Here is a 26,753-nt window from a genome sequence, read left to right as displayed (position 1 = left end):
AAACACAGGGTGCTCTTGAGGATAGATTCCAGAGTTGACAGGACACAAACCACCGCACTGCTCTTCTCAAACTTGATGATACGGCCTATATTCTTTTTGGCTCCAATCTTTTTCTTCCCTCGTCCAAGAGGCCTTTTCCCACACCCCTGTGGGAGCGATCAACATCCATTTGGGAGGAGATTCATGTCAGTTCCCCCCGCCCACCTCGCACCTATGTTGCGCCGGCTCCACCTGCTGCGCGGCGAAGTAGGCTCCGCCAGCATTCGGGTGATTGACCACATCCTCTCTGATCCTGAGGGGTTCTTGCCGCTCACGATCGCTGAGCTCAGCGACGCCGCACAGACCAGCGACGCCACAGTCGTGCGCCTCGTTCAGGCCCTGGGATTTGGCGGTTACCAGGAGTTCAAGTTGCAGCTTTCACGGGCCCTGGCGGTCAGCCGCCATCACGACCTGGCGGTGGACATCCAGGACACCTCCGTGACCGTACTCCGGAAAGTGTTTGATGCCGCCAGTACAGCCCTAAGCGACACCCTCGAACACCTGAATCTGGAGCACTTCAGCGGCGCGGTGCAGGCCATGTCGATGGCCCGGCACATCGAGCTGATCGGTCTGGGCGGCAGCGGCATCGTCGCGCGGGACGGGCAGCAGCGGGCCCTGCGGCTGGGCCTGTCCTGCGGAGCACAGAGCGATCCCGGAACCTTTTTGCCGTTCTGTTCATTGATGGAACCGACCGACGTGTTGATCGCCATCTGCTTCAGCGGCACCACGCCGGACATTCTGCGTGCCGCCCGGCTGGCCCGGCAAGCCGGGGTCACCGTCGTGGCCCTCACCGGTCTGGGACGCACGCCGCTCGTCAAACTCTCCCACTTCGTGTTGACCGCTTCTGCGCCGGGGGACGAGTACCGCCCGGAGAACGTGGCGGTTCGCTTACCCCAACTCGCACTCCTGGACGCACTCCTGACCAGCCTGCATGTCTCTCAGGAACCCTACATGACCGCGCGCCTGACGCGGGTTCAGAACGAGCGCCGCGCCCTACATACCGAACTTCCTCTCTGACCCAAAGGAGATCCAGATGCGTTATATGACTGTCCTGCTCGCCCTCACCACCGTTCTCGTGCCGTCCGCCGCGCAGGCCCAGACCCTCAAGTGGGACGCGTACAAAGGCACGTCCCTGCGGCTGCTGCTCAACCAACATCCCTGGACGACTGCCATTCAGCCCTATTTCCCCGAGTTTGAGAAACTGACTGGAATCAAGCTGGTGGTCGAGACCTATCCAGAAGCGCAGTTCCGGCAGAAGGTTCTCGTGGAACTCTCGACTGGTGGAGCGAATCTGGACGCTTTCATGCTCTCGCCGGGCCAGGAAGGACAGCTCTACGCCAGGAGTGGCTGGGTCGAGGACATGGACAACTATGTCAACAATCGGTCGTTGCTGGTCGGCAACTGGGCCTTCAGCGACTTTTATCCCTCGGTGGTGAAGTCCACCCAGTATGCAGGCGTGATGACGGGCATCCCTATTCAGACCGAGACCACCATGCTGTTTTACCGCAAAGACTTGTTCCAGAAGTACCAGATTGCTGTGCCCAAAACCCTGACGCAGCTTGAGGCGGCGGCCAAAGCGCTGAACGGCAAGGACGGCGTGGTCGGCATTGCCCTGCGGGGGAAAGGCGCGGCGGCCACCAGTCAGTTTGCCCCCTACATGTACTCCAGCGGCAGCACCTGGCTGAATGCGAGTGGCGAGGCCAACTACAGCGACGCCAAATTCGTGGGGGCCATGAACCTCTATACGCGCCTGATTCGCAATTACGGTCCAGCCGCCGCAGTGACCATGAGCTGGCCTGAAGTGACCAATCTGTTTGCGCAGGGCAAAGCAGCGATGTTCACGGACGCCAGCCTGTTCCGCAGCATCGTGGATGATCCCAAGAGCAGCACGGTGGCGGGTAAAGTCGGCTTTGCGGCCTTCCCAGCCGGAGCGGGCGGACGCAAACCCACCGTGACCACCTGGGCCCTGGCGCTCAGCAAGGGCAGCAAAAACAAGCAGGCGGGCTGGCTGTTCACGCAGTGGGCCACCAACCGCCAGAACCAGCTGCGGGTGCTGCTCAAGGAGGTGCCTGCCGTGCGGCGCAGCGTCTGGAACGACGCCGCCTTCAAGGCGCAGGACAAGAACCCGGAATGGACTCGGGCGCACCTCTCGCAGCTCGCCAGTGCCAATCCGCAGTGGAACCCGCCCGTCAGCTCGGTGGGCGAAGTGCGCGACGCCCTGGGGCAGGCCATCGTCGGCATTTTGCAGGGGGGCAACACCCAGACGCTCCTCCGGACGGCGCAGCAGGCCACTGACGCCATCATCAGCAAAGAGAAATAAGCGCGGATGAGTCTTGTCTCTCTGAAGGACAGGCGCAGGCAGCCGGGGGGACTGTCCTCCTGGCTCGACCGCAATATCCGCTGGGTGTTTCCGTTGCCTGCCGTGGCCGTCCTGTTTGCCCTGACCATCTTGCCCCTGCTCTTTAACCTGGTGCTGGGCACCCAAGACCGTTCGGTGAGTGACGCCCTGCCCAGCCGGTTTGTGGGCGCGGGGAACTACCTTCAGGCCCTAAACGACCCCCGCTTCTGGAATGCCACCAAGCTGATGTTCCAGTTCACCGCCATCGCGGTGCCCCTTCAGATGCTGCTGGGGCTGGGCCTCGCCCTGCTGCTCAACCGCAAGATGAAGGCCCAGGGAATCGTGCGGGCGTTGGTGCTGCTGCCCATGATCAGCACGCCCGTCGCCGTCGCGCTCATTTGGGCGCTGATGATGGATCCCAATCTGGGCGTGCTGAACTACTTTCTGGAAACGCTGGGCCTGAGCCGCAGCCTGTGGTTGGCAGACGCCCAACTGGTCATTCCCGCCCTGGCCCTCGTGGACATCTGGCAGTGGACGCCGCTGGTGGCCCTGATCTTGCTGGCCGGTCTTCAGACCATGCCGGACGAACCCTTTGAAGCGGCCCGAATTGACGGCGCGTCGAGTTGGCAGGCGTTTCGGTACATCACCTGGCCGATGCTGCAAGCGTCCCTGTTCGCCGCGCTGACCTTGCGGCTGATCGACGCCCTCAAGACCTTCGACATCATCGAGGTCATGACCCAGGGAGGGCCGGGCAGCGCCAGCGAAACGCTCAACGTGTATGCCTATCACACCGGCTTCGAGTTCCTGCGGGTGGGCTATACGGCCGCCCTGCTCACTCTGCTGCTCGTCATTGTCGCGGTGGTCGCCGTCAGCGTGAACCTGCTCCGCAGGCGCGTATGAGCCAGTCCGCAGAGCGTCCACTTATTCAGCCTGCCCAGCGCAGTCAACCCCGCCGGGCCTTCGATTGGAACACGCTGGCCCTGAACCTCATCTTGCTGCTGGCTATTTTGCTGATGCTCTTCCCCTTCGCGTGGATGATCATGATGAGCCTCAAAACGCAGGTTCAGAACACGGCGGCCACGCCCCTCTGGGTGTTTGCGCCGACCTTCGAGAACTACCGCAACGTGATTGAACGAAACAACTTCTTACAGTTCACCAAGAACAGCCTGATCGTGGCCACCGCCGCCACCGGGATTGGCATGGTGCTGGGGCTTCCCGCCGCTTACGCCATCGCCCGGTTCAAACAGCGGGGCCTCAGCCTCTGGATTCTGATCAGCCGCATTATTCCGTACATCACCTTCTTGCTGCCGCTCTTTCTGGTGTTTACCAAGCTGAAGCTGATCGGTTCGTTCACGGCGCTGATCATCAGTCACCTGATCATCACCCTGCCGCTGATTATCTGGATCACCATCGCCTTTTTCGAGGATATTCCCACCGATCTGGAGGAGGCCGCGCTGGTGGACGGTTCCAGCCGTGCCGGGGCCTTTGTGCGGATCATCCTGCCGTTGGTCGCGCCGGGCGTGGTCACCGCAGGTATTCTGGCGATGATCTTCTCCTGGAATCAGTTTTTATTCAGCCTGATTTTGGGGGGGCCAAACACCAAAACGGTGCCGGTAGCCGTCTTCAATTTCCTCAGCTACGGCAGCCAGGATTACGGCGCAATTGCCGCCGCCGCGGTGCTGATTACGTTGCCCATCATCTTGCTGTCCCTGACCGTGCAGCGCTACATCGTCAAGGGGCTGACTTCGGGGGGCGTGAAAGGATGAGCCGCCTGGCCTCCCCCTCCTACCGCCCGGTGAACGCTCCTCCTCCGGTCGTGCTGAGCCTCGATATCGGCAGCAGCGGGGTCAAAGGCGCAGGATTCGATGTGCAGGGCCGCGCCCTGACAGGACTGGAGGCCTACGCCCCTGTCGAGCTGCGGTACGCCGCCGGAGGGGTAGCGGAAGTGCCCTTGCCGGAATTGGTGGCCGGTGTGGAAAGCGTCCTTGACGCCCTGCATCAGCGCCTCGGCACGCGGCCCGTGCTGGCGGTGGCCCTGACCAGCATTGCCAGCAGCCTCGTGGCCCTGGACAGGGCGGGCCAGCCGACCGGACCGGTGCTGTCCTACGCAGATACGCGGGCCGCCGGTGAGGTGGCAAGCGTGGCCCGCGCCGTTTCGACGGATGAGGTCGGCTGTCCGCCGTTCAGTGCCTATTGGTCTGCCCAGCTTCGGTGGTGGCGCAAAGCCCATCCCCACCTCCGGGTGGATAAATTTTGCAGTGTTCCGGACTACCTGCTGCTGCACTGGACAGGTGAACTCACGACCAGTTACTCCCTGGCGTCCTGGACGGGAATGCTCGACCGAACCACTTGGGGATGGAACGCCGCTGCGCTGGAGGTGGCCGGCACCGAAGCCGGGCAGCTCCCCACCCTGACGGAACACGACTGCCCCCTGACGCTGAGTGCGCTGCACCGGGCACGCTGGCCCAAACTTGCCGGAGTGCCTTTCTATCCCGGAGTGGCCGACGGAGCCACCGCCAATGTGGGGAGCGGCGCACTGACCCCGTCGCGGGTGGCCGTCACGGTGGGAAGCACCAGCGCCGTGCGGATGGCGGTTCAGGGCGGAGCGCCGCCTATTCCGGTAGGCCTGTGGTCGTACTGCATCAGGCGTGACGTTCACCTGTTAGGCGGCGCGCTCACGGAGGGGGGCAACCTGTACAGCTGGTTGCAGCAAACGGTGCGGCTCAGTGGCAAGAGCCTCGACACCGAGTTGCTGAGCATGGCCCCCGACAGTCATGGTCTGACGTTTATTCCTTCGCTGGGGGGCACCCGCAGTCCCGATTACGATCCCTATGCCCGCGGCACACTGCATGGGCTGTCTTACGCCACCACGCCTGTGCATATGGCACGCGCCGCTATGGAGGCCGTCGCCTGCCGGTTGGCAGAACTCGCCCACCGCCTTCCGCTGCCCGATGACGCCGTCTTTATCGGCAGCGGCAAGGCGCTGCTGGCCTCGCGCCCCTGGCAGCAGATGTTGGCCGACGCGCTGGGCAAACCGCTGCTGCTCGAAGACCGTCAGATCGGGGCGAGTGCCCGGGGCGCGGCGCTGCTGGCCCTCAGCGCACAGGGGTATCCGGTGGCGACTGAACCCACGGCCCAGCGGCTGGTCGAGCCGGTTCCGGCCAGCCACGATACCTACCGCGCCGCGACCTTGCGGATGCGTCACCTGGGTCTGGCCCTCCAACAGGTGCAGCCTGTGGAAGAATTGACCGCGTGACCCCAACCTTGCTGGAGGCGCTCGCCCGTGACCGGATCTTGCCCCTCTTTACGCCGTCAGAGTCTCGGCAGGCCCAGAATTACCTCAGCGTCCTGAGCTTGGCGGGCCTTCAAGCAGTGGAACTCACGCACCGTTCTCCCCAGAGCCTGAAGGTGTTTACGCAGCTGCGGGGGATGTTCCCTGACCTCTTGCTGGGCGCTGGAACCATCCTTTCGGCTGGGCAAGCCGAAGCCTTTTTGACTGCGGGAGCGGCGTTTATCGTGAGTCCTTGCTGGATTGAGGACGTGGCAGCGGTGTGCCGGGCTGCGGGCGTTCCGTACCTGCCCGGCGCGGCCACCGTCCGTGAGGTCTTCGAGGCTCAGCAGAGGGGGGCGGAAGTGGTCAAGGTGTTTCCCGGCGAGGTGTTGGGGCCAGCCTTTGTGCGTGCCCTGCTGGGGCCGTTGCCGGACAGTCAACTGTTGGTGACCGGCGGTGTGGAGGCCACCCAGGACAGCCTGCGCGAGTGGCTGGGGGCGGGCGCGTTGGCCGTGGGACTGGGCAGCCGACTGTTTCAGGACGCAGCAGGGCTGGAAGCGCGCCTGACCGACCTGCTGGGCTTGACGCGTTCCCTCGGAGGGCCACCTTGAACGGCGCTCCCCCGAGCAGCGTCGTCACGTTTGGCGAGGCGCTGCTGAAGCTGACCTTGCCGCCCACGCAGCGCCTCGAAAGTCTGGGAGCACTAGGGGCCGAGTGCGCCGGCTCTGAACTGAATGTCGCGGCGGCGCTGGCGGCACTGGGCCGCCTTACCGCTTGGGTCAGTGCCCTGCCCGCTGGCCCGCTGGGGACTTGGGTGCGCGAGCATGTCCACGCCCTGCATGTCACCGATCTCAGCCTTACGCGGGATGGGCGGCTGGGCACCTTTTACCTTGAAAACCACCATCCACCGCGTCCCAGCCGCGTGGTCTATGACCGGACGGGGAGTGCCTTTGCCCAGCTTACTGCGGCTGACCATGACCCCGCGTGGCTGGCCGGACACGCCGCCCTCCACGTCAGCGGCATCAGTCTGGCGCTGGGAGAAGGCCCGCGTGCCCTCGCTCTGGCCCTGATTCAGCAGGCCAAATCAGCGGGCCTGCTCTTCAGCTTTGACGTGAATCACCGCCGGTTGCTGCTGCCCGAAGTCGATGCGCCCACTGCGTACCGCCTGGCCCTGCAGCAGGCCGACCTGATCTTTGTGGCCGAGCGAGATACCGCCATGCTGGGCGGCCCCGACGGCCTCCGCGCCCTCAATCCCGCTGCACTGATGGTGCAGACCCTCGGCGCGGCAGGCAGTCGGCTGTTTCTTCCCACCGGACAAACCTTGACCCAGACAGCTTTGCCTGCACAGGGGCCGGGCCGGGTGGGGCGCGGCGACGCCTTTGCTGCAGGCTTCCTGCACGCCCACCTCAGCGGTGAGTCTCCCGTCCGCAGTTTGGCTTTTGCCAGTGCCTGCGCCGCTCTCAAGACCACCACGCCCGGCGATCAGCTTCAGGCCACAGAAGCCGACGTTTGGGCAGTACTGGACAGCACCACGTTCGGCGAACCACTGCGGTGAGCCGGGAGGAGAACAGAACATGCACATGACCATGCGCTGGTTTGGCCCAGATGACGCGGTGAAGCTGTGGCAACTCCGTCAGATCCCGGCCTTGACAGGGGTGGTCAGCGCCCTCTCCGGCATCCCATCTGAGGTGGCGTGGACTCGTCAGGGCGTGCGCCAACTGCGTCAACAGGTGGAAGAGGCAGGGTTGACGCTGCGTGTCATCGAAAGCATTCCTGTCCATGAAGACATCAAACTCGGCAACCTGCGGCGCGGCGAGCGGATCACCACCTTTGTGGAGAGTCTGGAGGCGGTGGCCGCCGAGGGTATCCAGACGGTCTGCTACAACTTTATGCCGGTCTTCGACTGGACGCGGACGAATGTCGCCTACCCTCTGCCAGACGGCAGCACCACCCTGATGTTCCGGCAAGCCGAGATCGACCGGTTGCCGGTGGACGCAGCAGAGCTGCACCTGCCCGGCTGGGCAGAGGCCTTCACGCCCGCCCAGCTTCAGCAGCTGCGCCTGGAGTACGCGGCCATTGATTCGGCGCAGCTGCGGCGCAACCTGGTCTATTTCCTGCAGGCGGTGGTGCCGGAAGCCCGCAGGCTGGGTGTCCGGCTGGCCCTGCACCCGGATGATCCACCCTGGCCGATCTTGGGTCTGCCGAGGGTGGTGAGCACCGCCGCCGATCTTCAGTTTATTCTGGACGCGGTGCCGGATGAACACAGCGGACTGACCTTTTGCACCGGGTCGCTGGGGGCGCGGCCCGACAACGACCTGCTGAGCATGGCCGCCACCTTCGCGCCCCGCATTCACTTTGTTCATGCCCGGAACGTGATGCGGCACTCCGAACGGGATTTTGACGAGGTGCCGCATGTCAGCCGCTACGGCAACACCCAGTTGGCCGCCGTGGTGATGCGTCTGGCGGCCCTGTGCCCCCATGTTCCGGTTCGGCCCGATCATGGGCGCATGATCTGGGGAGAAACCGGCCGGCCCGGCTACGGACTGTATGACCGGGCGCTGGGGGCCATGTATTTGCAGGGACTGATCGATGCTGAACACGGGCAGGCAGGCCGTGCCTGAGCTGCTCTCCCACCTGCGCCGCAGCCGCATTCTGGCGATCTTGCGGGGCGTGCCGCCTCAGCACGTGCCCAAGCTGATCGAAACCCTGCTGGGCGCGGGCATAGAATTATTTGAAGTGGCCCTCAGCGACGACCTCGGCTTACCGGGACTGCGGGCCGCCCGCGCTGCTTTTGGGTCAGATGTACCGCTAGGCGCGGGAACGGTGGTCACGCCCGAACTGGCGCGGCAAGCCCACCAAGCCGGAGCTGCCTTTCTTGTCACGCCCCACCCAGTGCCGGACGTGAATGCTTATGCCCGCGAGCAGGGCTTGGGCGTGCTGAGCGGCGCATTCACCCCCGGCGAAATCTACACCGCGTTTCAGGGGGGCAGCGCAGCTGTCAAGGTATTTCCGGCGGGGGTGCTGGGGCCAGACTACTTCCGGCAGTTGCGCGGGCCGTATCCCGATGTGCCGCTACTGGCGGTGGGCGGCGTGGACGCGGGCAACATCCGCGCCTACTTAGACGCCGGAGCGGTGAGCACGGGCATCGGCGGCGCACTGACCCGCACCGATTGGAATAACCCCGATTGGGCCGCGCTGGGACGCACGGCAGCCGACATCCGGGCACAGACGGGGGAGCCGATATGAAAATTACCAATCTGGAAACGTTCTTGGTGCCTCCGCGCTGGCTGTTTTTGAAACTGGAGACCGATGAGGGCGTGGTCGGCTGGGGCGAACCGGTGGTCGAAGGCCGCGCCCATACCGTACAGGCCGCCGTTCACGAACTGGCCGACGTGCTGATCGGTGCCGACCCGGCCCGCATAGAAGACCTCTGGCAAGTCATGTACCGCAGCGGCTTTTACCGGGGCGGCGCGGTCTTTATGAGCGCCATCGCCGGAATAGATCAGGCGCTGTGGGACATCAAGGGAAAGGTGCTGGACACGTCCGTGCATAACCTGCTGGGCGGCGCCTGCCGCGAGCGCATCCGGGTGTATTCGTGGATTGGGGGTGACCGGCCCGCCGAGGTGGGCAACGCCGCGCGGCTGGCGCAGGCCGCAGGGTTTACCGCCATCAAGATGAATGCCACCGAGGAACTGCAATACGTGGACTCGGCCCGCAAGGTAGACCAGGTGCTGGAGCGCGTGCAGGCCGTCCGGGACGCCACCTCGCCGGATTTTGGTATTGCCGTGGATTTTCATGGCCGCGTGCACCGTCCGATGGCCAAGGTGCTGGTGCGCGAGCTGGAGCCGATGCGCCTGCTGTTTATAGAAGAACCCGTGCTGAGCGAGAATATTGAGGCCCTGCGCGACGTGTGCCGCCTGACGAGTACGCCGATTGCCCTCGGAGAGCGGCTGTATTCCCGCTGGGACTTCAAACAGATTCTGCAAGAAGGCTTGGCAGACATTATCCAGCCCGACCTCTCGCACGCGGGGGGCATCACCGAATGCCGCAAGATCGCGTCGATGGCCGAAGCCTACGATGTGGCGCTGGCCCCGCACTGCCCACTGGGGCCGATAGCGCTGGCCGCCTGCCTGCAACTGGACGCCGTCTCGCACAACGCCTTTATTCAGGAGCAAAGTCTGGGCATTCATTACAACGCCGGAAACGACCTGCTGGACTACCTGACCGACCCATTGGTATTTGAATACGCCGCCGGATTCGTGAATATTCCGCAGGGGCCGGGACTGGGGATACAGGTCAATGAAGCCTACGTGCGTGAAATGGCCGCCCTGGGCCACCGCTGGAGAAACCCAGTGTGGCGGCACGCTGACGGCAGTGTGGCCGAGTGGTAGGTCGGCATTGACCAGGGTGCAGACCTCATCCATAGGCCACCGGGGTTCCCGGCGCAGTTCCTCAGCGAAGAGCGCGCTGAATGGGATCCACCCTTCGCCCAAGGGGAAGTGGTGATCCAGCCAAACGGCGTGCTGGATCATCATCGGAAAGCAGTGGCGGTAGGGGTTGGTGTCGGGCACAGCGGGTTGGCCTCGCCGTCCGGTTAAGGCAACACAACCGTGGCAAGAGCTGATGGCTGACGGTGGCGACGCCGAAGAAGATGAGGCCGAATATTGGCTGGACAGAGAGTTTGTCGAGCCGTGCCCCAATTGAAAAGCTCCCCTCATTGGGGGCTGTGCTTTAGTCTGAGATCAGACGTGTTGCTCTAGTTCAATTGCCCCTTCAGTCATTGAGAGACAGAAGCAAAGGACTGACGCACTTGAAAGGGAAGACGGAGGGCTAAAGGGCTTCCAAGATGAATCATGCTGAATCCCATGAGCATGAAGACAACCGGGCCGGAGCCTGGCAACAGAATGCTGCCGAAGAGAGCGAGCAGAGTTTAAAGGCCCGCCATACTCATCAAGAAGATGCACAGGATTCGGGCCCAGCCCTTGCCCGGATAGACCTGCCAACACAGACCAGCAATGAGGGCCACTCGAATCGCCGCAGTGAATTTGATGGGGTTTCCAGAGAAAAGCGGCCGCAGGATGATGGCCGCGGAGGTCAGGAAGTACTATCAGGTGAACCGGGAGGGTGAGGTCAGTGACTGACCCGCTCCCTGACCGCCACCGATTTCCAATGTGCATCACCGAGCACGCCACCCCAGCTCTACCACCGTTTCCCGCTCAACTGCAGGGACGTGCAGGAATTGTTCCATCAGCGTGGCCTTGAGGTCAGCCACGATCCCCCTCGCGAATGGAACATCAAATGTCCGCCACGGGTTGTGGCGGGCCGTGGATGAGCACGGGGCCGTGCTTGATGTCTTGCGGCAACGCCGTAGAGACACGGAGGCCGCGGGAACCTTTCCGGCCCGACGGCTGGGGGAAGTTCACGTTCCAGAGACGATCTGCACCGATACGTTGGCCAGTTCTGGGGCCACCATCCGCGCTATCCCAGCCCGAGAGGCGGTCGACCAACCGCAGGTCAGCTCGACCGCTCGCGGCAACAATCTCACCCTGCAGTCACACTGTCCCACACGACCACGCGAGCGTCGCCAGCTCGGCTTCAGACCACGACAGCGGACTCAGGAATGTTTGACTTTCCACGCCCGGATCACCACCCTTGAGTACCACACAAGACCCACAGTTCCCGCCCACGTCAAAAGAAGCAACCAGTACCGGGCCGTTCACGTGTGGCGCTCCGCCTACCAGCGGCGCGATTCACCTGACAGAACCGCCTGAACTGGGTTAGGTGAGGCTGACCCGCCGGGCCTGACCTGAAACCGTATCGCCACCGCCTTCCCAGGGCCATTATCCAGTACACCCGGACAGCTGGAGCGCCGGGCAGCCGCGTCGTCCCTGCCGCCGTCAAGAACGGCAGCAGTTTGGATTCAGACGACGAAAACACTCAGCGATTTCTGAGTTTGCACGCCCGAACCAAGAATCTTCACCAGCACACCAGGACGAGCGTTTCAGACAGAGTCAACTGTCGCTGCAGGAGCGGGGCCTGAGCGTCAGGGCACCTGTGCCGTTCCCCGGTTGGGAGTTCAGTTCAGGCAACCCCACCAGACAAAATGATCTTGGTCTTCATTCAACTCTGGGGCAGGGCCTTAAAAATCTTCAGGACTCTGCACCGGAGGCTGGCCGCCGCAATGAACCGGATTCTTAGACTCTGAAACACGCGGCCTGACACAGCGGTCAGGCCCTCTCCCCTCTGAGGTGCCCATGCACGCAAGGTTCATTCGCCGCGCCGCAGTGGCGCTCGTCCTGGCTGGCCTAACGGGCAGCTGCCAAGCGCAGAACGCGCTGATAGCAGCTGTACGCGCTGCAGCCGTTCCGATTTCTGAACAGCCGCACGCGCTGAATCCTGTGATCCAGGCCGCCAGAACCGCGAATGTGGTTCTGATCGGTGAGGCGACCCACGGCACCCATGAGTTTTACCGGACGCGCGCGGACATCACGAAGCGCCTCATCACCGAACAGGGCTTTGACGCCGTGGTGATTGAGGGGGACTGGCCCGAGGCGCAGCGGGTCAACCGCTATGTGCGCGGGCAAGGCCCAGACCGGACCCCAGAGCAGGCCTTGGCGGCCTTCGAACGTTTTCCCCGCTGGATGTGGCGCAACGTCGTGGTCAGAGATTTTGTGGGCTGGCTGCGCACGCGTAACGCTTCGCAGCCAGGCAGTATGGCTGCCTTCTACGGCATGGATCTGTATAGCCTGAGAGGCTCTCGGCGCGAGGTTCTGCGCGGGCTGTCCATCCTGGATCCGGCGCTCGCCCGCCGCGCCGAAAGCCGGTATGGCTGTCTGAACGCCTTGGATCCAGCCCTCCCAGATGACCCGGCCGTTTCTGTGGCCATCGCAGCCCAGACTTGTGCCCAAAACGTAGAAGACGTCTTCGCTGAGGTGCGCCAGCTGGTAACCGGGCGCCGCCGCCTCCCAGGTGCGGCCCCTGAGGTTCTGTTCGATCTGGAACAGAACGCCCGGGTGGTCAAAAACGCAGTGAACTACGAGCGCGCGTCGCTGAACCTGTTGGGTGGAGGGTCTTCGTGGAACGTCCGGGATCAGCATATGACCGAGACGCTGGAGGCCATTCGGGCCCATCTGGCGCCAGGCGCCAAGATCGTGGTCTGGGCACACAATTCCCATCTGGGCGATGCCCGGGCCACCGAAATGGCCCGGCAGAACGAGGTGAATGTGGGACAGCTGGTTCGGCAACGTTACGGCAAAGATGCCCTCTTGATCGGCATGACCACCCATACCGGAAGCGTGACCGCCGCGCCCGAATGGAACCTCCCTGGGCGCCTGATGCAGATCCGACCCTCTCTGGAAGGCAGCTACGAGCGGTTGTTTCATGACACCGGGATTCCCAACTTTCTGCTCGATCTCCGCCGGGCGCCTCAGGGCCTGGTTCAAGACCGGCTGGAACGCGCCATCGGCGTGCAGTACGTCCCAGCCTCAGAACGTCTGAGCCACTATTTTCTGGCCAGTCTGCCCCGGCAATTCGACCTGGTACTCCACTTTGACGTGACCCGGGCGTTGACGCCGCTGGATCCGCCGAGCTGAGAGCCGTTCGGGGTGAACCGGCATCAGTTGCCAGGAGACGGCTCTTCTGCCCTCTCCAGCTGATCGGCCAGCAACACCCGGACAGTCCCCAGATCGCGCGCCACTTCCAAGGCTGCCGGGAGCCACTCAAGGGGCACAGTCAGGTCGACCAGACTGGCGCGGGCCAGGAGCGGCACGCTGCGGGCCAGCGCGTTGCGCATGGCCTCCTCTGACGTGCGGCCCTGACCCTGAATGGCGGCTTGCAGCGAAGCCAGTGCGGCGCGGCGACCGGCGCCGGCAGCTTTGCTGCTCTTGACAGGTTCCAACTGCACCTGGAGCGCCTGAGTGTGGCCGGGCAGTTGCCAGGGAGTATGAAGGGCGAGTGGGGCGTCGCTCTGACCAGCCCGGGCCAGATCCTGGAGATCCAGCACAGCATTGCTCAACCCGGCAGCTTCAGCCCGCGCCCCTTCCCGGGCACTCAGCTCGGCGGCGCGGGCCATCAGGTGGACGTCATGGTGGTGCCTGTTGCTGTTGCGCCCAATGGGATGAATCCAGAGCGCGTGCAGATGGTTCCGGGCAGCCAGGGCCACCGGCCCTTGAAGCACCTCCCGCAGGGCCGCGGGGTCAAGGTCACTGTACAGCCGGGCCACCGCGCCGGCAGGAACCAGCTGCAGACCAGCCAGCAGCGCCTCGGTCTCGGCCTCTAGTGAGGTGCCTCCCGGCCGGGCACCGCTGATCTGACGAATCTGCCGGGTTTCGGGCTGCGCGGCGCGAGCGGCCCAACCGGAAAACGTCTGCCGACGCTCATGCCGGCTGCTGCCATCGGTAAAGACGTGCCAGACCTGGGGGTTCAGTGACATGCAGTGGGTGTTGCGGGCGTCCGGCATAGAGGTCTCCTGCTTTCCTTGTACCGCACCAGACTGTGACCTTTCTGCGGCCGGGTTTAAGGCTGCAGAGGCCTTTCGGTGCCCAAGAGACAACCATAAGGGGTTCCGAGCGGGCATTGACCCTTCTTGAGGGGCTGGTGGCCTGAGGTGATTTTCCACCGGCTGCCCACCTCACGCCAGTCAGGTGGTCTGGCAGCGGCGTATCAGAGCGCTCCACCGCAGCTGGGCTGAGAAACACGGTCTGGAACAGCTTTTACGCTCAGCGGGTTGGCGCGGGGGCAGCGGGGAGCCCCTTGAGGCATGGCGACTGCGCCGGTGATGTCTTCAAGATGAAGCCGCTATCCCATAAGAATCTGATTGGTTTTCGCTTGTCCTTTCATCATGCCACCCGCAGGTTTGAAGGGGCCTGCGTTGAGGTGGCTGCCACACACCTTGAGACGCGGCGCGGTTGACTGACGGGACAGCAGGGCAGGAGCCTGAGGGTTCAGAGGTGGACACGAACCACCCCCGCTGGGCTGGCCTTTTTCAATGACGCTGTGGAGGCGTGATCTCCCTTGACTGCAATAACCGCTCTTCAAACCAGAGATTCAAAAGCATACTGTGTCCGCCGTATCCGATCAGAACAGGGCTGCTTAAGGCAGCATTTTGGTTCGGATCGTGCCCCAGAGGACGGATTCGGTCCGGGTGAGCACCCGGCATTTCCAGCGTGGCCCGTCTCCCGGCCCAAGGCTGAGGTGCTCACCCGGCCCCAATCCGTGAGCAGTTCTATCCAGAAACAGCGACAAGGAGAAGCGTGATGGTGGACTTCAAGAGCAGACGCGGCGCTCAGCGGCAACTGGGCGAACTCCTGCCCAGGGGACACATCTGGCCGCACAGCGTGGTGCTGGGCCGGCCACGCGGCCCACAGGCCGCCACTGAGGACTCACAGGCAGTCGAGGTTCCGGTGAGGGTGCACCTGGTGGGCCTCCCCTCCTCTCCCCAAGCGAAAGGAAAAAACATAGCGCCTGGCCAAGCGCGAGGGCTGGCTCGGGGGTTGTTGGCGCAGACCCGGCCCACACCTCAGGGCATTGGGCCGGAACTTACTCGCCAACAGGGCGTGGACTGCGCTCAATGCTTTCCCCTGAAACGGGCGGCCAACACAGCGCGGCAACCAGAGGGCGGCCTGTTGACCAGCGCGGCAGTACGCGTGGCCTTTCCAGCGGGAGCGGCCGCTTTCTCAGCCAACTGCGAATCCCTACACGCCCTGGCCAGGATCACCCATGCCTGACCTGCACTCACACGCCCACCCACTGACTGGAGCGAGCAGCGATTATGCTGCCCTGCTGGACGCCGTCGGAGACGCCCGCTTCGTGCTGATTGGAGAGGCGTCGCACGGCACGCACGAATTTTACCGGGAACGCGCCCGCCTCACGCAATTCCTGATTGAGGCAAAAGGCTTTAGCGCTGTGGCAGTGGAAGCCGACTGGCCCGACGCCTACCGCGTCCACCGCTTCGTGCGTGGGCTGAACGGTGACAACACTGCGGAGGAGGCGCTGGGCGATTTCCAGCGGTTCCCGAAGTGGATGTGGCGCAACACCGACGTCCAGGCCTTCGTCGAGTGGTTGCGTGGGCACAATGAGCGGACTTCGCAAGCGAAAGTGGGTTTTTTCGGCCTTGACCTGTACAGCCTGCACCGCAGCATGGACGCTGTAGTGGCCTACCTGCAGGGCGTCGACCCGGATGCCGCTGAGCGCGCGCGTGAACGGTACGCCTGTTTCGATCCGTTTGGCCTGAATCCGCAGGCGTATGGTTACGCCACCGAAGCGGGCGCGGCAGAGCCGTGCGAGGAGCAAGCAGTGGAACAACTCGTGGATCTCCAGCGCCGCGCACCAGAACTGGTCAGAGACGGGCTGTTGGACGAGGACGAGTACTTCTATGCCGAGCAGAATGCAAGGCTTGCCCTCAACGCCGAAAGTTATTACCGCTCCATGTTTCAGCGCCAGGAAACCTCGTGGAACATCCGCGACACACACATGGCCCAAACACTCGAAGCGCTAGACGAACACCTTACAGGACAGGGGCAGCAGGCGAGAATCGTGGTGTGGGCGCACAACTCGCACCTCGGCGATGCGCGGGGCAGCGCGATGAGCTGGGAGCGCGACGAACTGAATCTGGGGCAACTCACCCGCCAGCGGTGGCCAGAAAGCACCTTCATCATCGGTCAGACGACCTACAGCGGCACGGTGTTTGCCAGCAACGACTGGGGCTCGCCGGGACAGGTCAAGGCCGTGAAGCCAGGCCTGAATGCCAGTGTCGAGGCGCAGCTACACCAAGTCGATCTGCCGACCTACTGGCTGGACATGCGCAGTCCACAGGTGTACGGAGCACTGAACACCAAGCAGCTGCAGCGCTTCATCGGCGTCATTTACCGTCCGCAAACCGAGCGCTGGAGTCACTATGTCATGACCAGTCCCGCGGCCATGTACGACGCCCTCCTGCATGTTGATACCACCCGGGCGCTGACCCCCCTGGATGCCGACACTGCACCGGACGATGCCGAAGAGGACGTGCCGGAGACGTACCCCACTGGGGAATACCCCACTGGGGAATAGGGCGCCGCCCGGCTCCTTCACGCCCCGGGCGCGCCTCTGTGTGCCCTTGAGCTTCAGGCTCAAGGGGAGGGGCAGGGCACAGATGAGCCTTCCCCCTGTGCCCTGCCGAAGAGATGCGGTTCGTTCATCTGGAGGGATCCAACGGGCCAAGTGGAAAACCGGGAGTAGAGGTGGGTTATGACGAATGAACCGCAAGGACGCGGAACCACACGCCATGGGAAAGAGCGCTGCAAGTGCCTGATCTCAGAATGAGGTTCACACCGCTTCGTCTGGCTCACCCTAAAGCGAGGGCTGTATTCCTTGGCCTACGGCCTCAGCGCCCCTCACAGTATATGGCTGGCTGGTTCGCCCCGTTACCTTGAGGATCAAGTCGACCGTCTCGGCGGGACTGTCCCAGTGCGGACAATGCCCGCTGTGTTCAAACCAGTACAGCTGCGCCTGCGGAAACAGGCGCAGGGCCCGCTCCGCTTGCCGGGGCAAACACACCCGGTCGTAGTGGCCCCACGCAATCACCATCGGCCGGGCCAGGGTGTCGATGGCTGCGCCCTGTGGCACGTCCCCGCCCCGCAAGATCAAACTGCGCCTGAGTTCCGGCACGGAGGGTGAGGCCGCGTAAGACTTCATCTCCGCCAGTGCCAGCTCTGCAGGAATGTCCCAAGGATGGGAGGAGTATTGGGCAAACAGCAGGGTGCGTCCCCACCGGGTACGGGTCAGCAGAGGCATCAGGGGCCGGGAGAGCCGGATCAGTCCCAAAAACACCTGCCCGGTTCGGTCGAAAAACGGCTGTTCCCACCCCTGCTGAAAGCCGCCTGGATCGAGGGCGACGACGGCCCCCACCACACTGCGCCGGGCCAGTTCCATGGCCAAGCGGCCCCCCATCGAGTTGCCCACGACGTCAATGCCGATGAGGTGGTGTTCATGGAGGAAGGTGGTGACCGCATCTGCCAGGGTCGCAATGGACACGGGCCCGTCCAGGGCTGGGGTATGCCCAGATCCCGGCAAGTCCACGGCGATGACTTCACGGTGGGCGCTCAGACCGTCCAGAACGGGTTGCCAAGTACGCCAGTTGCTGCCGAGGCCGTGCAGGAGGAGCAGCGGTTGACCGTGACCGCGGCGGAAGGCGTGAAAATGCATCGGGGCACCCTAACAGGCTTCGGGCCACCCGGTGTGCCGTGGGAGGCAGTCCACCCGTCAGCTCAAGCAGAACTTAACAAGACTCCCAAGAAGCATTCCCCAGTTGTCGTGATGCAGCAGGCGAGGTTGCGGCCCCTGGCGCTCACCGTCAGGGACCTTGCCTTCAAGAGCCGGGGCTCCCGAGCTTTCGGGCCTCGGCGGAGTGCCAGCGGGGTTCGGAGTGACTGAACCGCCGGTGCTTGAGGTGACCCGGCCGCGCTGTTCCACCCCGGTCTCCTGAGAGAGACGGTGAGCCCGCCTGAGCCGGCGGAAGAGCGCCCTTATTGATCTCGGCATACGTTGATGACGGAAGGTAGGCGTGCAGCAGTCGTGTGGGCAATTGGATGCTAATGCTCCAGGAATGACTTCTAGAACCTGACCCTTTTGAAGCGGGGGACGAGCACACTGGAGAGCGCCATGGGGAAACAGCGGAAAACCTGGACGACTGACGTCAAATGTCCTGAGCGTCTTGCGTGGAGAGTTGGGCGTGGCGGAAGCGGCCCGACAGCATGATGTCCATGAAAGCCTGATCCCCAGTTGGAAAGCTCAATTCTTGGAGGCGGGCCGTGCCCGCCTCGCGGGAGATCGTCCGGATCAAGGTGTGAGTCTGTTAGAGCGGGAGAACGACCGACTAAAGCGCATTTGGCGGAGAAAGAACTGGAGTGGGATGTCGCGCGAACAGTGCGGCGGCTCTGAGGATGATTGATACGATCGTTCTCCGGCAGAGCCGTCCCCAGCTCAGCTTGCGGCGCTTTGCCCAGTACGTCGAGGTTCCGTATTGGCGACTTCGCAACCATCAGCACAGCGTGCCGGTGCGCTGTGCGCGCCAGCAACATCGCGATGAGCTGTACGAGAAGGTGCGCCAGACGGCGTTGTTGCACTCCACTTCGGGTTACCGCTTGCTCTATCAGGAATTGCAGGCACAGGGCGAAGAGATCGGCCTGCATCAGATTCGAACGGCCTTGGGTGAACTACAGCTCCATCCCCTGCAGCCTCGGAAAACAAGGAAACCTCCCAAGGAGGTTTCTAGCCCTCAGGATTGGCCAGAAGGACGCCGGGTGCAGATTGATGCCACACGCCTCTCCTTCCCGGATGGCGTCTGCTGGATTTACTTCGTGCTGGGTGTTCTGTCACGCGTGGTTCTGGCCAGCCGGGTGGTGCGGAGCCGATCGATGCACCTGGCCAAGCTCACGCTTGACGAACCGGTCGCTGTCCTGCGGGCCGAGGGCCACGCGGAAACCATTCTCGTGCAAGGTGACGGAGGCAGCGACTTCGCCAGCGAGGTCTTTCAACAGGGCTGCTTGAAGTACGGCCTCTGGGTGCGCTCCAAGGTCTCTCAGCCAGGTGGCACCGGAATCCTGGAAAGACTCAACAGAACCTACAAATATCAATTTGCTTTCCGTCATGACTGGCAGTGCCTGGCCGAGGTTCGCGCGGCCAGGCCAGAAGTTCACCGTTGGTACAACCACCAGCGCCGAGTGACGGCGCTGGACTACGCCACGCCCTGGTCTACATTTACCTCATCGGCGAAGGCTCGCAACGCCGCTTGGAGAATTTCTTGGATCACGACCATCCCAATCCATGAGGCCTCGTCTGGCGATGGCCCTCTCGCCTACTTTCCTTCTCATTCACCCAGTCATGAAACTCCGCTCTGTTATTAAGCCTGGGGGAACTCCTGCTGGGCCAGCTGAATTCATATCTCAGGAGACCCCACCGTGACCATTCTCACCCATTCACCTGATTTCCTCGTCACCCTGCCCCTACCCAGGCATCTTCTGCCGCCGTCCTACCTCGTCACGTCCTGCATGCCGGGTTCTTGTTAGTGGTCATCTTGATGATGCCGTGTGGATTGACCGCACCTAGGCGCCGTCTTCATTCCGTGGGGTTCTTGCCGCCTCCGGACATTGGGCAAGACGCAGCACCTGTTCGCACTTCACGCCCACAGGTGCTGCTGTGAGCGCCTCCGCGGGCTCAGCGTTCTCTCTGGTCTGCCTGCTGGGTTTGCCTCTGTGCACTGGAACGGCCTCAGCGCACGTGGGTAAGCCGGCAGCACTCTCCAGCCTGCCCACCCCCGCTGGCCAGTACGGGCTGCCCTTCGCGGCACCTCCGGGTCCAGATACCTGGCTGATGGGGCAGTTCTACGGCAACACCACCTTTGCGTACGAGCAGCGGCGCAGCCTGTACGGCAATGGTCAGGGCCTGCACTTCGGTCTGGATTTCAGTGCGCCTTGTGGCACGCCGGTCGTGGCGATCGCAGACGGCGTCGTCTCGGAGGTGGATGGCCCACACGGTTCCGCGCCGCACAACCTGGTCATCAATCATCCGGATGGCCTCTCCAGCCTGTACGGGCACCTGCTGAACCGGGCGGCGGTAAAAGTGGGGCAGCAGGTTCGGCGCGGAGAGGTGGTGGCCCTGTCGGGCGACTCCCAGGAGACGTGCGTGTCTGAGCCTCACCTCCACCTGGAGATTCGCGATCATTCGCATCAGCTGCTCCTCAACCCCGTGGGTTACTTGCATGCCGACTGGGCCTCTCTGGGTTTGGTAGATCCGGACATGGATGGAGCGGGCTTTCAGCAAGACCTGCGGCAACCTGGCGTCTGGCAGGCTCCCGGGGAGCAGCCGGGCGTCCGGCTCCGCGGCCCGCTCCTGAACAACTTTGCTCAGCCGTGGCCGCCACCTGCGCCCAGTACGCCGGTGAGAAAATGAAGCGGAGAAGCCTGTGGGCGGGCGTCTTGTTGGTGACCTTGTGGACTGTTCCAGCTTCGGCGGCACCCTACACGGTCAAGCCAGGCGACACCCTCTACAGCCTGGCGCGCCTGGTGGGCCTCACGGTGGCGCAGCTCCAAACGCTCAACAGTCTGACCGGCACGGGTCTGAAGGTCGGTCAGGTGCTGGAGCTACCCGCTGCCGGGGGGCCACTTGCTTCACCGCCCCCCTTGGACAGACCGGATCTGGAACCTGTCGCCGGACGGGTCTCGCGCGCTGGTTGCTGCGCCCACCCGGTCTGGACGGCAGACAGCGCCCAGCTGTTGTTCCTGGATCGTCCTGCAGGACGCGAGGTGGGCATGTACAGCGTGCCGGCCGATGGCATGGAACCCACTGGCCTGTGGCGTCTTCCACCAACGCTGCTCTCCGAGGGTGGCCTCTATGGGTTGCAACCCACTGGCCCAGCGACGGCTGTGGCCCTGCAACTCGGCGCTGCCTCGGCGGGAGTCACGGTGCCGACCAGTGGACGGGACGCCGTCTGGTCGCCAGGTGGCCGGTTGGCCTGGCCCACCTACGGCGCCGCCGACCGGAACGACTGGACGCCCCTGACGGTCTTGACCGCCGATCCCTTCAGGATGGAGGCCAAGGCGGCGTCCCGTCCACTGGTGACGGTGTACGGGGGACGGCTGGTGGGCTGGCTGAACGAGGACACGCTGCTGCTGACGGGACGACTGGCCCGAACTGACGCCCGGCGCTCGGTTCTGACGGTGAATCAGGCCACGGGACGCACACGTGTACTGGCGCAAGGCCAACTGCTGAGTGGGGTGCGGCCCAGCCCGGACGGCACCCAGGTGCTGTTCCGGGTCACCCTGGACGCGGCGGGGCGCAACGGCATGTTCGTTGTGCCCACGGCGGGTGGAGCCGTCTGGCCCCTCCCCACCTTCGGGTCTGCGCGGTGGCAGGACAATGCCCGGCTGCTGGTCGTGCCCTACGAGCCGGGCCTGGCCTCACACCGTCTCCTGCGTGTAGACGTGATGCTGGGCCAGACTGAAGACCTGCTGTCGTTCTCCGACAAGATCGCGGGCGACGACTGGCAAGTGGCTCCAGATGGAACGCGCCTGGCCTACGTCAGTGCCAGAGACCGGGCGCTGCGTGTCCTGACACTGCTGGATGAGGGTGTTCTTCCCTGACTGCAGGCGAGAGTGAGCTGGGCAGTCGGTCAGAAACCGGCCACAAAGGCCAGAGGCTTGAGTTCTCCGTGTCGCTGCTGCCCACCGCAAGAGGCACTTTCCATCCCTGCCGAAACCATGAAGGCCGCGCCAAGATGACGCCGCCGCACCTGCGGGTGTAGCGTCGGGTGAGAGCAAAGTCTAAGGAGGCGTCAACTATGGAGTACCGTCATCTGGGCCGCACCGGCCTGAAAGTCAGCCCCCTGTGTCTGGGAACCATGAACTTCGGCCCAGAAACGAGTGAGCAGGACAGCTACACCATCATGGACGCGGCGCTGGAACGCGGTGTCAATTTCTTCGATACCGCCAACGTGTATGGCCGTCAGCCGGGCGAGGGCGTGACCGAACAGATCGTCGGGCGCTGGTTGGAGAAAAACCCAGGCCACCGTGACCGGATCGTGCTGGCCACCAAGGTCTACGGCAAGATGGGGGACGGCCCCAATGATCAGAAGCTCTCGGCCTACCATATCCGCAAGGCGTGTGAGGACAGCCTGCGCCGCCTCAAAACCGATCACATCGACCTGTACCAGATGCACCACATCGACCGGGCCACGCCCTGGGAAGAGGTCTGGCAGGCGATGGAACAACTGGTGCGAGAGGGCAAAGTGCTATATGTGGGCAGCAGCAACTTCGCGGGCTGGCATATCGCGCAGGCCAACACGCTGGCCGCCCAGCGCCACTTTATGGGTCTGGTGTCCGAGCAGAGCCTGTACAACCTGTCGGCCCGCATGATCGAGTTGGAGGTCATTCCCGCGTGTCAGGCGCTGGGCCTGGGGCTGATTCCCTGGAGTCCACTGGGCGGCGGCCTGCTGGGCGGGGTCTTGCAAAAAGCCAGCGAGGGTCGCCGCGCCAGCGAGAACATGCAACAGCAGATCGACAAACACCGCCCGCAACTGGAGCAGTACGAGGCGCTGTGCAGGGAAATCGGTGAATCCCCGGCGGATGTGGCGCTGGCCTGGCTGCTGCATCAGCCCGCCGTGACCGCACCGATCATCGGCCCGCGCACGGCAGAGCAGTTGGACGGCGCACTGCACGCGCTGGACATCAAGCTGACAGAGGAAAGCCTGAACAAGCTGGACGCCATCTGGCCCGGCCCCGGCGGACAGGCTCCGGAAGCCTACGCGTGGTGAAGGCCGGCGCTCAGCTTCCCGCAGCAGGACCAGTGGTGCTGACCGGGGCGGCGGGCCGGGCTGGTCGCGCGGCCCTGCGGCATCTGCTGGAATACGGCTACGAGGTCATTGCCGTGGATACCCAGCCCATTCCCAGGCCAGACGGCAACTTTTCGGGTTCCCTAAAGGCCACCCTGCGTGCGGATCTGACCGATCTGGGCCAGACGCTGGAAGTTATGCAGGGGGCGGGCAGCGTGGTTCATCTGGCGAATATTCCTGCCCCTGATCTTCAGGCCCCGCACCACACCTTCGTGCAGAACGTGACGATGAACCACAGCGTTTTTACGGCGGCCACACTGCTGGGTCTGGGCCGGGTGGTCTGGGCGTCCAGCGAAACCACGCTGGGCCTGCCGTTCGATGCGCCGCCGCGCTACGCCCCGGTGGATGAGGCGCACTATCCGCACCCCGAATCGTCTTACGCGCTCAGTAAGGTGGTCACCGAGACGATGGCAGAAGATTTTGCGCGTCACTCAGGCGTTCCCTTCGTGGCCCTGCGGTTTTCCAACATTCTGGGGCCAGAGGAGTACCGGCGGTTTCCAGAGCTGGCCTGGCCGGATCTGCACGTACGCAAATGGAACCTGTGGGGCTACATCGACGAGCGGGACGCTGCGCTGGCCTGCCAACTGGCCCTGACCGCGCCGCTCGTGGGGGCCAGCAGCTTCATCATCGCCGCCGCCGATACGGTGATGCCGCTGCCCTCGCGCACGCTGATGGCCCAAGTATTTCCGGAGGTGCCACTGCGCGAATCGCTGACGGATTTCGAGACGCTGCTGAGCATCGACCACGCCCGCGCCCACCTCGGCTTTGAGCCTCAGCACAGCTGGCGCGGCACGCTGGGCGATCCGGGCCAGCAGTGGGGACAGGAGCAACCATGAACGTCTTGTTTATCGGCGGCACAGGCATCATCAGCTCGGCGTGTTCGGAACTGGCGCTGGCGCAGGGCATAGAGCTGTTTTTGCTCAACCGGGGCGAGTCGTCCAGGCCCGTTCCAGACGGCGCAACAGTGCTGCACGGCGACATCCGCGATCCGGCCAGCGTGCAGGCGGCGCTGGGCGACCTGACGTTCGACGTGGTGGTGAACTGGGTGGCCTTCACACCCGAGCACATCGAGACCGATCTGAAGCTCTTTGCAGGCCGAACCAGACAGTATGTTTTTATCAGCTCGGCCTCGGCGTACCAGAAGCCGCTGGGGCATCTGCCGATTACAGAATCCACGCCGCTGCACAACCCGTTCTGGCAGTATTCGCGCGACAAGATCGCCTGCGAGGATCGGCTGACGCGCGCCTACCGCGAGGACGGCTTTCCGGCGACCATCGTGCGGCCCTCGCACACCTATGACCGGACGCTGCTGCCGATGGACGGCGGCTGGACGGTGGTAGACCGCATGCGCCGGGGCAAGCCGGTGATCGTTCACGGCGACGGCACCTCGCTGTGGACTCTGACCCATCACCGTGATTTCGCCGTGGGCTTCGTGGGCCTGCTGGACCGCCCGGCAGTCATCGGTGAGGCCGTGCAGATCACCGGAGACGAGTGGCTGACGTGGAACCAGATTTTTGAGCTGGTGGCCAGAGCGGCGGGCGCAGAAGCGAAGATCGTCCACGTGCCGTCCGAGATGATCGCCGCCTTCGCTCCCGACTGGGGCGCGGGCCTGCTGGGCGACAAGGCCCACAGCGTCGTCTTCGACAACAGCAAGATCAAGCGTCTGGTGCCCGAGTTCCGGGCCACCATTCCCTATGCGCGTGGCGTGCAGGAAGTGTTGGCGTGGTATGACGCGAATCCGGCGCACCAGGTCGTGGATGCAAAGTTGGATGGCCTGATGGACGAGATGATCGGGCAGGTTCAGAGAGTGACGCCCCGGAGGTAGGGCTCCTTGGCCCCTTCAGAGTCAGGCCGGAAAGGAGGGCATTCGCGTTGAGTCTGCCGGCACGCCCTGAGAGGGCGCTCTGCTCCCGGGGGGTGCTCTCAGGGCGTGAATGCCCCAGCGTTTGGATAAAACACCAGCGCCACAGGCAAGAAGGAACCCCCGGTCGGAATGAAGGACATACGGAAGGTTCTGGACGGTGTTCGCCAGAGCATCAGCGGAAAGTCACCATTGGTCAGGACGCCGGAACCTGGAATTCGGATGATCTGGCGGTCTTGTCCGTCTTCCACGGTCAGGCCGCCCCGGTAAGGACCTGCACGGGGGACAAAGCTGGCCACGGTGCTGCCGGGAACAGTCGTCTCGACCGTGATGTCGTACTGCACGCCGTAATTGCCGTTCAGGCGTTGCGGGGCTCCAGTGGTGGCGTCTGTTCCACTGAGCGCAGGGTCGCTGGCGCTGTCTCCCAACATCACCCGTACAGGAGAGGCTCCGAGGCGCACCGTCAGACTCCGCACCGCGCCGGGAAAGGTGCCGCGCTGATGTTGGGTGTCGGGCGGCAGCACGGCGAGGGTACGGAGCGTTTCATCGGTCAGGGGCCGTCCCTCTTCCAACATGACCACGCTCAGCTCAGCTTCTCCGCTGATCTGCAAGTCCATCAGCACTTTGGCTCCCTGCTCTGGGGCCAGCAGTGGACTGGTATACAGGGCCGTACTTCCCTGAGCCCCCAGAACTTGGCGGGGGCCGCCGATATCGCTCAAGAAATCCAGCACGCTCACTTGCCCCAGCACGCTTTCTACACGTGTACCGCCCGCGCTGCCGCCCCGCAACACCTGCACCGCAGTTCCAGCGCTGCGGGGCCGCGCCAGCACATACAGCCGCGCAGGCCTGGACAGGCGGTTGAGGTGATAGGCCACCATGCGCACCCGCCCAGAGACCTGGTCTCGGTACAAGACGCCGCTCTGGGTGGGCGCTTCTGGAGAATCACTAAACAGCAGCGGAAAGGAAGCGCCTGACTGCGTGACGGGGATCAGGGCCGGGTAAGCCGGATTGAGCGGATCCGGAAACGTCGAGCCGATGGGCGTATGGCGCAGGGCGTGGGAGAGCGGCGTGTTCACGGATGCGCCCTGCACGCGAATAATGCGGGACGTAGGCGCACTGACGCGGCCCTTGCTGTTGGTGACCACCAGCGTCACCCGGTATTCGCCGGGAGAGAAGAACACTTCGTTCATGCCTTCCCATTGCCGGGACAGGTTCAGCCCCTCTGGGTCGAAAGAAAAGTCGGTGTAGGTGACGCGTTCTCCTGGAGCGTAACTGGTTTTATTGGTGGCAAAACGCGCTTCGGGCGACCCAGAGGCAGTCTGCTGACCCACACCCGTGGAAGGCGTGGGAACGCGGGTCGGGGGCGTCACGGAGACCGGCGCGCTGGGGGCAGTCATCACGTCGTTGGACGCCGCCGTGATGGAGAGGATTCCGCCGGGCCGGGCCACCAAATGGCCGTCCAGGGCGTAGGCCAGCAGACGCGCTTCTACCAGTGGATCTCCGCCCGGCGTGAGAATCAGCTCACCGGCATACGGCACGTTGTCAATGGTCATGCTGCGGTTGCTGGTCTGCACCACCAGACGTCCGACCTGGATGAGGGTACCGCTGCTCTGGACAGGCCGCCCCAGCAAGGCCGCCGTTTCTCGCAGGGGCAGCAGCAGAGTCGTCCCGATAAACTGTGGAGGCGTCCGCAGCGAAACGGTTCGCCCAGCCTGGGTGATCTGGCCTGTGGGGGAAATCAACACTTCTACAGAAGTGGCCGCCAACGCTGACGCAGAGAGCAAAACCGACAACATCAGCACACGGAGGGAACGGGAGAACGGCACGCGGCACAGTATGACCGAGCGCTCAGAGAGCAGTTTTCACCTGCGGCACATGT

The 26,753-nt window shown here is 63.8% G+C and carries 24 protein-coding genes and 1 pseudogene; 22 read left to right on the top strand and 3 right to left on the bottom strand.

Annotated features, from left to right (window positions below; translation table 11 throughout):
* The first annotated feature begins 183 nt into the window (after positions 1 to 183).
* From M1R55_RS23985 to M1R55_RS23920, 13 genes and pseudogenes are all read left to right on the top strand, one after another.
* The gene (locus M1R55_RS23985; protein ID WP_249395408.1) at positions 184 to 1,056 is read left to right on the top strand and encodes a MurR/RpiR family transcriptional regulator; all 873 of its coding nucleotides are present in this window, start codon (positions 184 to 186) and stop codon (positions 1,054 to 1,056) included.
* A 25-nt stretch (positions 1,057 to 1,081) separates the two neighbouring features.
* Complete coding sequence (locus M1R55_RS23980; protein WP_249395407.1) at positions 1,082 to 2,359, top strand: sugar ABC transporter substrate-binding protein; 1,278 nt, start codon at positions 1,082 to 1,084, stop codon at positions 2,357 to 2,359.
* Between the two features lie 6 nt (positions 2,360 to 2,365).
* Positions 2,366 to 3,277, top strand: a complete 912-nt coding sequence (locus tag M1R55_RS23975; RefSeq protein WP_249395406.1) for a carbohydrate ABC transporter permease — start codon at positions 2,366 to 2,368, stop codon at positions 3,275 to 3,277.
* 113 nt (positions 3,278 to 3,390) lie between these two features.
* Complete coding sequence (locus tag M1R55_RS23970; RefSeq protein WP_249395811.1) at positions 3,391 to 4,143, top strand: carbohydrate ABC transporter permease; 753 nt, start codon at positions 3,391 to 3,393, stop codon at positions 4,141 to 4,143.
* Positions 4,140 to 5,633 (top strand): gluconokinase, encoded by a 1,494-nt coding sequence (locus M1R55_RS23965; RefSeq protein ID WP_249395405.1) that lies wholly within the window; start codon positions 4,140 to 4,142, stop codon positions 5,631 to 5,633. The genes M1R55_RS23970 and M1R55_RS23965 overlap by 4 nt, the downstream gene beginning before the upstream one ends.
* Positions 5,630 to 6,259 carry a bifunctional 4-hydroxy-2-oxoglutarate aldolase/2-dehydro-3-deoxy-phosphogluconate aldolase gene (locus M1R55_RS23960; RefSeq protein ID WP_249395404.1) on the top strand — a complete coding sequence of 210 codons (630 nt, stop codon included), beginning with the start codon at positions 5,630 to 5,632 and terminating at the stop codon, positions 6,257 to 6,259. Before M1R55_RS23965 ends, M1R55_RS23960 begins: the two co-directional genes overlap by 4 nt.
* Entirely contained in the window at positions 6,256 to 7,203 is a 948-nt protein-coding gene (locus M1R55_RS23955) for a sugar kinase (protein WP_249395403.1), read from the top strand. Before M1R55_RS23960 ends, M1R55_RS23955 begins: the two co-directional genes overlap by 4 nt.
* Before the next feature lie 19 nt (positions 7,204 to 7,222).
* Complete coding sequence (locus M1R55_RS23950; RefSeq protein ID WP_249395402.1) at positions 7,223 to 8,269, top strand: mannonate dehydratase; 1,047 nt, start codon at positions 7,223 to 7,225, stop codon at positions 8,267 to 8,269.
* Positions 8,262 to 8,894, top strand: coding sequence for a bifunctional 4-hydroxy-2-oxoglutarate aldolase/2-dehydro-3-deoxy-phosphogluconate aldolase (locus M1R55_RS23945; protein ID WP_249395401.1), 633 nt, complete (start codon positions 8,262 to 8,264; stop codon positions 8,892 to 8,894). Before M1R55_RS23950 ends, M1R55_RS23945 begins: the two co-directional genes overlap by 8 nt.
* Complete coding sequence (gene dgoD / locus M1R55_RS23940) at positions 8,891 to 10,039, top strand: galactonate dehydratase (RefSeq protein ID WP_249395400.1); 1,149 nt, start codon at positions 8,891 to 8,893, stop codon at positions 10,037 to 10,039. The genes M1R55_RS23945 and dgoD overlap by 4 nt, the downstream gene beginning before the upstream one ends.
* A gap of 455 nt (positions 10,040 to 10,494) precedes the next feature.
* Positions 10,495 to 10,776, top strand: coding sequence for a hypothetical protein (locus M1R55_RS23935; protein WP_249395399.1), 282 nt, complete (start codon positions 10,495 to 10,497; stop codon positions 10,774 to 10,776).
* Positions 10,777 to 10,781: 5 nt separating this feature from the next.
* Positions 10,782 to 11,419: pseudogene (locus M1R55_RS23930) on the top strand (DDE-type integrase/transposase/recombinase).
* Between the two features lie 483 nt (positions 11,420 to 11,902).
* Positions 11,903 to 13,240 carry an erythromycin esterase family protein gene (locus tag M1R55_RS23920; protein WP_249395398.1) on the top strand — a complete coding sequence of 446 codons (1,338 nt, stop codon included), beginning with the start codon at positions 11,903 to 11,905 and terminating at the stop codon, positions 13,238 to 13,240.
* A 23-nt stretch (positions 13,241 to 13,263) separates the two neighbouring features.
* Here M1R55_RS23920 and M1R55_RS23915 read toward each other — a convergent pair whose 3' ends face one another.
* A complete protein-coding gene (locus M1R55_RS23915) occupies positions 13,264 to 14,106 on the bottom strand; it encodes a reverse transcriptase-like protein (RefSeq protein ID WP_249395397.1) in 843 nt (280 codons plus the stop codon).
* Between the two features lie 796 nt (positions 14,107 to 14,902).
* Here M1R55_RS23915 and M1R55_RS23910 point away from each other — a divergent pair.
* Together M1R55_RS23910 and M1R55_RS23905 are read left to right on the top strand one after the other, a co-directional pair.
* A complete protein-coding gene (locus tag M1R55_RS23910) occupies positions 14,903 to 15,373 on the top strand; it encodes a hypothetical protein (RefSeq protein WP_249395396.1) in 471 nt (156 codons plus the stop codon).
* Entirely contained in the window at positions 15,366 to 16,697 is a 1,332-nt protein-coding gene (locus tag M1R55_RS23905; protein ID WP_249395395.1) for an erythromycin esterase family protein, read from the top strand. The genes M1R55_RS23910 and M1R55_RS23905 overlap by 8 nt, the downstream gene beginning before the upstream one ends.
* Positions 16,698 to 16,976: 279 nt before the next feature.
* Here M1R55_RS23905 and M1R55_RS23900 read toward each other — a convergent pair whose 3' ends face one another.
* Positions 16,977 to 17,831, bottom strand: coding sequence for an alpha/beta fold hydrolase (locus M1R55_RS23900; protein ID WP_249395394.1), 855 nt, complete (start codon positions 17,829 to 17,831; stop codon positions 16,977 to 16,979).
* A gap of 526 nt (positions 17,832 to 18,357) precedes the next feature.
* Here M1R55_RS23900 and M1R55_RS23890 point away from each other — a divergent pair.
* From M1R55_RS23890 to M1R55_RS23860, 7 genes are all read left to right on the top strand, one after another.
* Positions 18,358 to 18,576 (top strand): transposase, encoded by a 219-nt coding sequence (locus tag M1R55_RS23890; protein WP_371827311.1) that lies wholly within the window; start codon positions 18,358 to 18,360, stop codon positions 18,574 to 18,576.
* A gap of 37 nt (positions 18,577 to 18,613) precedes the next feature.
* Positions 18,614 to 19,531, top strand: a complete 918-nt coding sequence (locus M1R55_RS23885; RefSeq protein ID WP_249395393.1) for an integrase core domain-containing protein — start codon at positions 18,614 to 18,616, stop codon at positions 19,529 to 19,531.
* A 373-nt stretch (positions 19,532 to 19,904) separates the two neighbouring features.
* Complete coding sequence (locus tag M1R55_RS23880; RefSeq protein ID WP_249395392.1) at positions 19,905 to 20,576, top strand: M23 family metallopeptidase; 672 nt, start codon at positions 19,905 to 19,907, stop codon at positions 20,574 to 20,576.
* On the top strand, positions 20,573 to 21,766 hold the full coding sequence (locus M1R55_RS23875; protein WP_249395391.1) for a LysM peptidoglycan-binding domain-containing protein: 1,194 nt from the start codon (positions 20,573 to 20,575) through the stop codon (positions 21,764 to 21,766). Before M1R55_RS23880 ends, M1R55_RS23875 begins: the two co-directional genes overlap by 4 nt.
* Before the next feature lie 197 nt (positions 21,767 to 21,963).
* Positions 21,964 to 22,935 (top strand): aldo/keto reductase, encoded by a 972-nt coding sequence (locus tag M1R55_RS23870; protein WP_249395390.1) that lies wholly within the window; start codon positions 21,964 to 21,966, stop codon positions 22,933 to 22,935.
* A complete protein-coding gene (locus M1R55_RS23865; RefSeq protein ID WP_249395389.1) occupies positions 22,932 to 23,849 on the top strand; it encodes an NAD(P)-dependent oxidoreductase in 918 nt (305 codons plus the stop codon). The genes M1R55_RS23870 and M1R55_RS23865 overlap by 4 nt, the downstream gene beginning before the upstream one ends.
* On the top strand, positions 23,846 to 24,838 hold the full coding sequence (locus M1R55_RS23860) for an SDR family oxidoreductase (RefSeq protein WP_249395388.1): 993 nt from the start codon (positions 23,846 to 23,848) through the stop codon (positions 24,836 to 24,838). Before M1R55_RS23865 ends, M1R55_RS23860 begins: the two co-directional genes overlap by 4 nt.
* A 98-nt stretch (positions 24,839 to 24,936) precedes the next feature.
* Here the strand turns inward: M1R55_RS23860 and M1R55_RS23855 are convergent, their stop codons facing one another.
* Complete coding sequence (locus M1R55_RS23855) at positions 24,937 to 26,700, bottom strand: hypothetical protein (RefSeq protein ID WP_249395387.1); 1,764 nt, start codon at positions 26,698 to 26,700, stop codon at positions 24,937 to 24,939.
* Positions 26,701 to 26,753 lie beyond the last annotated feature (53 nt).

Source organism: Deinococcus sp. QL22 (assembly GCF_023370075.1).
GTDB lineage: Bacteria > Deinococcota > Deinococci > Deinococcales > Deinococcaceae > Deinococcus.
Note: the sequence above shows the minus strand (reverse complement) of the source record. Positions and strands in the feature narration are given on the sequence as shown.